The following is a 6,727-nucleotide window of genomic DNA, read 5'->3' on the forward strand; positions in this document are numbered from 1 at the left end:
GCCAGAGCACCCGCGCTTGTTGGGGGCGCAGCGCCTTGAGAAAAACGGCGAATGGGTGGTGACGAGCAGCTGCGTCGCGGCTGTCGCCGCGCGACATTCCTCGGCCAGCTCCGGCAGCGGCCTTGGGTGCAGGAAGTTCTCCGGCTCTTCGATACCGATGAACGGCGGTGGGCGAGGATCGTAGGCCGCACCGCGGCCTTGGAGAAAGGCTTGTTTAGAGCTTGCGGACGCGCTCTAGGAAACCGGCTCTGTCGTAGCCGATCTCATCCCAGAAGTCGCAATTGGCGTCGAGATCGGTCTTGCTCTCGGTCTTCAGGTCAAGGATGAAGCGGGTCGGCGATGTCGTGCTAAAGGGTGCCCAGTCGGAATCGCCAGCCGGATTCGGGTTTTGCTGTTTGGCGAAACGGGTCCAGTAATCGATCAGGGTTTGGCTCAGCTGTTGTTCGCTGGGCTGTAGCTGGTGCGGCTTGGGGTCAGCCTGAATCTCTGCCGTGTCGGCGTTGGCGAAGACGAATGGCAGCTCCGCCGCATGGCAGACTGTGTTCGTCGCCGGTGCGCAGGGCGCGATATCGGGCCAGATGTTGAAGGACGGCGGATGGCGGAACTGGTAGGCCCAGACCGGAGCCTCGGCTTGCGACAAGACGTGGCGGTTGGCGCAGGTGAACAGATAGTCGGTGATGAGCTGTGACATGATGTTGGTGTTATCGCCAGAGCGCGGGGCGTAGCGCGGGTGGGCCTCGATGCGTCTGGCGATGTCGACGGAGAACATCAGGTCCAGCATCAGCTCATATTCGATCTTGAGCACTTGGGGTTTGGTGCCGCCGAAGCGGGTCTGCTGCGATACGGCAAAGATGAGGCCCTCGTTGAGGGTGGTGCCGAGGATGGCCGGTTTGGTGATGGCGCTGGCGCTCGGCTGGGCAGGCACCTGCTCGCCATCGAGCACCGGCGCCCAGACCAGCTCGGTGGCGAAGCCCGACAGGATCGAGATCATCGGGATGATGCCGGCCGCTTGGTGGGCGACCAGGTGCTCGAACGGCTTGCCGCGCAGGCAGGTCAGCCCCTCGCGCTCGCAGCCGAGGTTGGCTTGGAGGATCGAGGCGAAATGCGCGGCAAGATCGAGCGACTTGTAGGGGATGCCATAGGGGTTGCTCTCCATGATCGCGGCGGCGAAGAGCGGTTGGCTTGCCGGCGAGATCAGATGCAGCCCGACGGACATGGCGCCGGCGCTCTGACCGAAGATCGTGACCTTCTCGGGATCGCCGCCGAATTTGGCAATGTTGTCGCGCACCCACTCCATCGCTAGGCGTTGATCCATGAGGCCGTAGTTTCCCTTCAGGCCATCGATCCCGGCCAGGAAGCCGAGCGCTCCTAGGCGGTAGTTGAGCGTGACCACCACCACGTCGCCGATGGCGGCGAGATGGCGGCCGTCGAAGAGGGGGTTGCTGCTGTTGCCATCGACGAACGAGCCGCCGTAGATGAAGATCATCACCGGCAGCGGGTCAGCGCTGGCGACCTCGTCGGGCGGAACTGGCGTCCAGATGTTGAGGCTCAGACAGTCTTCGCTCAAATCGAGCTGGACGCCCGGCTTGAGCGCTTGCGGGCAGCTGGGGCCGAACCGGGTCGCTGACTGCGGTACATCAGTGGGTGCGATCGACTTGGGCGTAAAGGGCACGGGCGGCGCCCAACGATTGCTCCCTGCGGTCGACTCGCCATAAGGGATACCAAGAAAGGCGATGACACTGCGGCCTGCCCCGCCATTGGCCTGGCTCTCAACCTGCTGCTCCAGGCCACAGAACAGGCCGCTGCTGGTTCGCACAGAGGCGGTCGTGCAGCTGTTCTCCAGGGCTGCGTCGGTCTTAGCTGAGTCGAGGTCGGTCGCCGGCGCCTCGCCTGAGGCGACCCCAACGACCGAAAGCAAGCAGAGGGTGGCCGCAAAACGTGGCATGTTGCATTCCAGGCTCATGGAAGAGAGCGCCGACTCTGACAGCCGATCGCGTCGGCCGCAACCTCGCCGACGGCTCTGGTGCTCTCTCATAGATGGCGGTTCCCGTGCGCTCCTAGCATCGACCATGGGGCGCGCTGAAATCCAGCGCCGGGCCTTTGGGGACGATGCCGGTCGGGTTGATCTGCTTGTGGCTGCCGTAGTAGTGGAACTTGATGTGGTCCATGTTCACGGTTTCGGCGATGCTGGGCACCTGATAGAGCTCGCGGGTATAGGCCCAGAGGTTCGGATAGTCGACGAGACGCTGACGATTGCACTTGAAGTGCCCGTGATAGACCGGATCGAAGCGCACGAGGGTGGTGAACAGGCGCCAATCGGCCTCGGTGATGCGATCGCCGACCAGATAGCGCTGGGTCGCCAGCCTTGCCTCTAGCTGATCGAGGGTCGCAAAGAGTTTGTCGAAGGCATCTTCATAGGCGGCTTGGGTGGTCGCAAAGCCAGTTCGGTAGACGCCGTTGTTGACGTTGTCATAGACCAGCGCATTGATCGCGTCGATCTCGGCGCGTAGCTCTGCCGGATAGAGATCAAGGTCGGCGTTGCCCCAGGCGTCGAAGGCGCTATTGAGCATGCGGATGATCTCGGCGGACTCGTTGCTGACGATCGTTTGGCGCTGCTTGTCGTAGAGCACCGGCACGGTCACGACGCCATCGAAGCCCGGCGCGCTTTGCTGGTAGAGCTGCTCCAGCTTGTCGAAGCCGTGCACATGATCCGGCGTCGCGCCCGGGTACTCGCCAAAGACCCAGCTCTCGGGCGGCATCAGCGGATGCACCACCGACACGCTGATCAGCGCCTCAAGCCCTTTGAGCGAGCGCAGGATCAGCGTGCGATGGGCCCAGGGGCAGGCATAGGAGACGTAGAGGTGGTAGCGACCGGGCTCGGCCGGGAAACCGCCCTCGCCGGAGGGTCCCGGGCTGCCGTCCGCGGTGACCCAATGGCGAAAGCCGGATTCCCAGCGGATGAATTCGCCGTTCTTGTTTGCTGCCATGATCTTGCTCCGTCGCTCGGTGGTGATCTTTGAGGTTGGCTCTGAGTTTGGTTCTGAGGTTGGCACTGGCGCGGCAATTTTCACGCTCGGATGGGCCTCGATGGCCCTGAACCCGGGGTGGTTTGGGGCTTGACCCACACCCTGACCTATGGCTAGCTTCGCCCTCGGAACAAGATGTCAATGAGGATTGATCATGCGACTAAGGATTCCTGTCGATCGACTCCGCGCCCTCTCGTTGGACTCAGAGGAACAGGTGCGGAGCTGGCATGGACTGCACTCGCGCTTTGTCGAGGGGGCCCTCGTCCGCTCGCCCGTCAAGCAGGGCTGAGGCGATGGGTGCTCGCGATAGCCACGCGTCATCCGATGCCCTGCGACCCGATGATCGCCCCGATTATCTGGTTGCCATTGGTGCGTCAGCCGGGGGATTGCCGCATCTAAGCGCCATCATCAGCGGGCTTGGGCGCCACGGCCAGTCGGCTTACCTCTTTGCGCAGCATCTGAAGCCGGATCAGCAGACTCGCCTTCCCGAGCTCCTGGCGTCGCGGACGGATCTCGAGGTTCGGCTCGCCGAATCCGAGATGCCCTTGCAGTCCGATCATCTCTATGTCTGTCCGGCTGGGCGTGATTTGGAGGTCATTGATGGCCAGCTCGTCATCCGTGACCCTGACCCAGCCGTTCCCGAGGTGCCCTCGATCGATCGGCTGTTGCGCTCGGTTGCGGAGGCCTTTGGAGAGCGGGCTTGCGCGGTGATCCTATCGGGCACCGGCGAGGATGGTGCTGAAGGCTGTGAGGCCGTGCTCGCGGCGGGCGGACAGGTCATCGTGCAGTCGCCCGCAGATGCGCGCGCATCTGAGATGCCGACTGCAGTGCTCCGGCTCTCACCTGAGGTACGCTCAGGTGAGACCCAGCAGATCGTCAATTGGCTTAATCGAATCAGCGCCTTGAGCGACGAGGACAGGCCTGACCAGAGCTCCCCGGGCGATCTCTTCAATGAGCTGATCAAGCGCGTCTCCGAGCTCACTGGGCTGAAGCTCGACCGCTATAAAGACGCGACGCTGTTCCGCCAAACCACCCGGCACTATCAGGGGCTGGGCTTTGATTCGCTGCAGGCCTATTTCGACTATGCCAAGGATCGTCCCGAGCAGCTGAAAGAGCTGCAGCGGCGCTTCCTGCTGGCCGTCTCGCGCTTCTTTCGCGATCCCGAGGCGTTCGCCGCGGCGGAGCAAGCGCTCCGTCCGCGGCTGCGTGACAAAGAACAGGGCGATGCGATTCGTCTCTGGATTGCGGGCTGCGCCTGCGGTGAAGAGGCCTACTCGTTCGCGATCCTGCTGCATGAGATCCTCGGCGAGCGCTTCGAGGACTTCAATATCCACATCTTCGCCAGCGATGTCGATCCGCATGCGATCCAGACCGCGCGCGCCGGCCTCTACCCGCGCGAGTCGCTGAGCCAACTGGATGCCGATCGGCGTGAGCGCTGGTTTACTAAACAGGGCAGCCAATGGCGGGTGGATAAGTCTCTGCGCGAGCGTTGTATCTTCTGTGTCCACGACCTGCTTCGCCATCCGCCGTTCCTACGCATGGACCTGATCAGCTGTCGCAACCTGCTGATCTACTTCCGGCCCGAGCAGCAGCCACAGTGCCTGGAGACCTTTCATTATGCCCTCCAGCCCGGTGGGTTATTCCTGACTGGGCGCTCCGAGTCGGCTGGTATCGATGCCCATTTCTTCGAGCCGATCGATGCCCTGAATAAGCTCTATCGACGCCGCGCAGTGCCGTCTCAACCGCCCGGGCAGGGGCGTTATGCGCTGCCGATGCCGACCGCTGCGTCACGACGCTTGCAGCGTCATCCGAAACAGGCCGGCGATCCGATCCGCGATGCCGTCTTGGACGCACTGCTCCAGGCCCATGGGCTCGCTGCAGTGCTGGTGAACACGCGCTTTGAGCCGTTGCATTTCTTCGGTAACGCCCGGCGCTATTTCAGTTTGCCCAAGGACACCTCCGATTTCTCCCTCTTCGCGCTCTGTCGCCCTGAGCTCGGTCTCGAGCTGAAAGCGCTCTGCTACCGCTTTCTGCAAGAGGAACGAGACCTTTTGCATGGCATCAGCCTCGAGCTGGTCATTGACGAGCAGAGACTGCGCATCTCGCCGATGGCGCGCCGTCTCGAGCTTTCGAGCGAGCTGCCGGCCGGCGCCTTTCTGATCGTCCTCAAGGAGCAGCCCATCGACGATAGCGCATCGCCATCAGGCCCGGGCGAATCGGAGAGCAGCGAGGACCCACGGGATGCTGAGATCGCGCGCTTGCGCCGCGAGCGCGACGAGACTCAGGACAGCCTGGGCGCGCTCCTCGAGCAGCTCGCGGCTGCACACGAGGAGCTGCAATGGCTGCGCGAAGACAAAACTGTCTCCACTCAAGAGCTGCAAACCGCCAACGAGGAGCTTCAGTCCTCGAACGAGGAATTGACCACCCTCAACGACGAGCTGCGCGTCAAGACCCATGAAGCCACCCAGCTCAGCACCACCCTGACCAACATCCAAGAGTCGATCCGCACGGCCCTCATCGTGGTCAACCGCGATGGACGGATCATGCGCTTCAATGCGCTTGCGGTGCGCATCTTCGGCATCGGCGAGAGCGACATCGGTGATCACCTTGCGGTCATGCCTTCTCAGGTCAGACTGCCCGATCTGCGCGAGCGCCTGCAGGCAGTGATTGACTCAGGTGACTCCCAGGCGCAGCCGGTGCATCAGGATGATCTTCATTACCTGATGCGGATCGATCCCTATCGCGACGAGCTGGGCGAGGTCGCCGGCGTCGTGCTGACCTTTTCCGATATCAGCGAGCTGCACCGTTACGAACTCGCCCGCACCAGCAGTGAGCGGCAGTTCCGTCAGGTCTGGGAGGCCACCATGGAGGGGATGCTGGTGGCCGACGCGCGTGGCACGATCCTGCTGGTCAACCCGGCGCTTGAGCAGATCTTCGGCTACGAGGCGGGTGAGCTGGATGGGGAATCGGTCGATCGACTCGTTCCTGATGCACTGCGTGCGCGACATCAAGCACATCGCGAGGGGTTCCAGACCATGCCGGACCAGCGACGTCTGATGGACCGCGGCCGCGATATCCAGGGTCAACGCAAGGATGGCTCGCGCTTCGATGTCGCGATCGGCCTGAGCAGCATCGAGATGGACGGCCAGCGTTGTACGCTGGCCTCGGTCGAGGACATCACCGACCGCAAGACCGCGGAACGCGAGCTGGTTGCGAGCGCGGCGCGGCTCAGCGAAAAGGAGGCGGAGCTCCGGGAGGCGCAGCGTCTCGCGCGGCTCGGAAACTGGTATTGGGACTGCGCAACCGATCGGCTCAGCGGTTCGGAAGAGCTGCTGGGCATCTTTGGTCAGGAACCGAGTGCTGGAGGCTCTTTACCTGGGCCTGTTTAGCGGCGGCTGAAGGCGGCCCGCGAAGAGACCCTGCGCACCGGAAGCGGCTGTACGATGGATCTGGAAGTCGCGCTCGGGGGCACGGCGATTTGGGTTCGGATTCGCTGCGAAGCCGTGCTTGACGCTGCCGGCCATGCCAAAGGACTGCGCGGTACGATCCAGGATATTACCGGCCACAAGCGTCTGACTGAAGAGCTCGAGCGCCACCGCAATGGACTGCAGGAACTGGTGGAAGCGCGCACGCAGAGCCTCGCCGAGCAAGAGCGCCGGTCGGCCGCCATCATGCGTCTTCTGCCAGTCGGGGTCTGGATT

The 6,727-nt window shown here is 63.1% G+C and carries 5 protein-coding genes; 1 reads left to right on the forward strand and 4 read right to left on the reverse strand.

The window, feature by feature from the left end:
- The 3 genes from ACY693_RS12635 to ACY693_RS12645 form a co-directional block, all read right to left on the reverse strand.
- A partial coding sequence (locus ACY693_RS12635; protein ID WP_462322188.1) for an AAA family ATPase occupies nt 1–159 on the reverse strand: 159 nt, incomplete at its 3' end.
- Between the two features lie 55 nt (nt 160–214).
- On the reverse strand, nt 215–1,963 hold the full coding sequence (locus tag ACY693_RS12640; protein ID WP_462322184.1) for a carboxylesterase/lipase family protein: 1,749 nt from the start codon (nt 1,961–1,963) through the stop codon (nt 215–217).
- A gap of 94 nt (nt 1,964–2,057) precedes the next feature.
- Nucleotides 2,058–2,987: a glutathione S-transferase family protein gene (locus tag ACY693_RS12645; RefSeq protein WP_462322185.1), complete on the reverse strand. Its 930-nt coding sequence runs from the start codon at nt 2,985–2,987 to the stop codon at nt 2,058–2,060.
- A gap of 332 nt (nt 2,988–3,319) precedes the next feature.
- Here ACY693_RS12645 and ACY693_RS12650 point away from each other — a divergent pair, with 332 nt between their 5' ends.
- Complete coding sequence (locus ACY693_RS12650; RefSeq protein WP_462322186.1) at nt 3,320–6,415, forward strand: CheR family methyltransferase; 3,096 nt, start codon at nt 3,320–3,322, stop codon at nt 6,413–6,415.
- Here ACY693_RS12650 and ACY693_RS12655 read toward each other — a convergent pair.
- The coding region (locus tag ACY693_RS12655) for a hypothetical protein (RefSeq protein WP_462322187.1) at nt 6,398–6,727 on the reverse strand (330 nt) is incomplete at its 5' end. The two genes, ACY693_RS12650 and ACY693_RS12655, sit on opposite strands and share 18 nt — an antisense overlap.

The sequence above is a fragment of the Halochromatium sp. genome (assembly GCF_054919635.1).